Source organism: Mesorhizobium sp. M2A.F.Ca.ET.042.01.1.1 (assembly GCF_003997405.1).
Lineage (GTDB): Bacteria > Pseudomonadota > Alphaproteobacteria > Rhizobiales > Rhizobiaceae > Mesorhizobium.
Genome location: NZ_RZRX01000494.1, coordinates 1 through 2,087 on the forward strand (window position 1 = coordinate 1; position 2,087 = coordinate 2,087).

Here is a 2,087-nt window from a genome sequence, read left to right on the forward strand (position 1 = left end):
GCCCTTGCCGAAAAATACGAAGCTGGTGGCGCTGTTCCAGTTCTCGACTACGTTCAGGCCTTCGTGAATTTCGCGGCCGAACGCCTCGTGGCGCAGATAACGGCACAGGAAGATCGTCTTCACCGCTCGGCCGAGTTCCTTCCTGCTCACGGGGGCATACATTCTTTTCATGCGGCAGAGCGCGCAGCTGGGCACGCTGACCCTCGCCGCGAATGCCGTGCTGATGTATTTCTTGCTTTCCCAGAGTACTTCCTCAACGGGTTCGCGGCCGCCGCACAGCAGCTCGCCGGTCGTGCCATCGGTGCCGGCGATCGGCCGGCTTCTTGCGTGATGTCAGACTGACAGCGGGTTGGGGATTCGCGCTTGCAGGCTTGCAAGCCTTCTGACCTTCGCGTTCGGGGAACTGCTCGTCGCTTTCCTAACATCTGCTACGGACGTGCGTCCTATCTTCCTTTGGGCGGTCTTGAGCTCACCGAACGGTGTGCTAGCGTTCCAAATGAACGGTGTTTTTCTGGGCGCAACTTGGTCGCGCGACATGCGCAACACGATGTTTTTATCCTTCGCGATCTTTAGGGCTGCTTTGTTTCCCTTCGGGTACATGTTTGGCAACGATGGGCTCTGGGCCGCTTATCACATTTTTCTGTTCGTGCGTGGGATAAGCCTCCTATTGGTCATGGGTCGGCGTGTCCGAACCGTGTTCCCGAAACAATCAGTTGATTAATGCCACGATGAAGCCGCCGCTTCTAGCCGAGGGATGGCACGCCGGATACCGGAATGATCTTGTCCCTGAGACTAGAATTATGATCGCTGTACTTGTTCAGTTCATCGTGGTTCATGGTCGGAACCGCTTCGAAGCAGGATCACCAGTCCTAGAACCGCTGTCCACTCCCTTTCGGTTGCCAGGTTCTTGGATCCGCATCGCGAATAAGGGGCTGCGTCGGAGTTGCGGCCGTTGACCGCCACTGAATGCGATCTGCGAGGTTAGAGCGCAACGAAACCGGCTTATGCCTCTTTTCGTGATTCCAGGCTCCGCACACTTTCCCTGGAGTGCCGCAGTGTTTCACCATTTCCCGAAAACAGCTTGCGGCACGGTCCTCATTCAGCAGACCTATATCCGCTATTGAAACAGTCTATTTGATCCCCCTTGTTGGTCGGCGCATTAATTTGGCCGACAGCGTTGAATCCGAACGGTTTCAATAATCAGCGCGTCGGGGAACAGAAAACCTGATGAACATCTCCCAGGCCAACTCCGTTGCCGCCGGGCTTTCAGTCGGCACCGATGAGGATCGCAAAGCCGGCGAAATCCTTGGGATGCGCATGACCGAAGGATGGACCTTGTATGATCCACGGCTGGCATGGGTGCTTGTCGCACCGGTACTCTTGCTGCTGATCTTCTTCCTGGTGCTGCCGATCGCCGTAATGGCGGCCTATACGTTCTTCACCTTCGTCACCGCCGGCGTGGAAACAAGCGCGCTGACGACGGCGAACTGGCATGAGTTCTTCACCGACAGCTATTATTCCGGCTTCCTGCTCAAAACCTTGAGGGTCGGCGCGATCACCGCGCTGCTGTGCGGGGTACTCGGCTATTTCCCGGCCTATTTCATCTGGGCGACGAGCTTCAGGCACAAATGGCTGCTCTTGCTCCTGCTCATCGTGCCGTTCTGGATCAGCTTCACGATCCGCACCTTTTCGTGGATCAACATCCTGGGCGAACAGGGCGTCATCAATGTCACGCTGCTCAAGATGGGCATCATCAGCGAGCCGTTGCCGATGCTCTACAACGAAGGCGCGGTGATCCTGGGGCTGCTGCACTTCCTCCTGCCCTACATGATCCTCAACGTCTATGTGAGCCTGGAGGGCATCGACCGCACGCTGATCTCGGCGGCCCGCTCGATGGGCTGCACCAGCGCGCAGGCGTTCCGCGAGGTAACCCTGCCGCTGTCGCTGCCCGGCCTCGCTGCGGGCCTGCTGCTCTGCTTCGTGCTCGCCGCCGGCAGCTATGTGACACCGCAGATCCTCGGCTCCGGCCGCGACGCGCTGTTCGGCAACCTGATCTCCGACACCATCATGGAACAGCTGAACTGGCC

The 2,087-nt window shown here is 58.2% G+C and carries 2 protein-coding genes; one reads left to right on the plus strand and one right to left on the minus strand.

The window, feature by feature from the left end; translation table 11 throughout:
* Window positions 1-171: Tn3 family transposase (locus tag EOA23_RS34135; RefSeq protein ID WP_348628606.1), on the minus strand; the 171-nt coding region annotated here is incomplete at its 3' end.
* A gap of 1,146 nt (window positions 172-1,317) precedes the next feature.
* Between EOA23_RS34135 and EOA23_RS34140 the strand changes: the two genes are divergently transcribed.
* A partial coding sequence (locus tag EOA23_RS34140) for an ABC transporter permease (RefSeq protein ID WP_145966591.1) occupies window positions 1,318-2,087 on the plus strand: 770 nt, incomplete at its 3' end.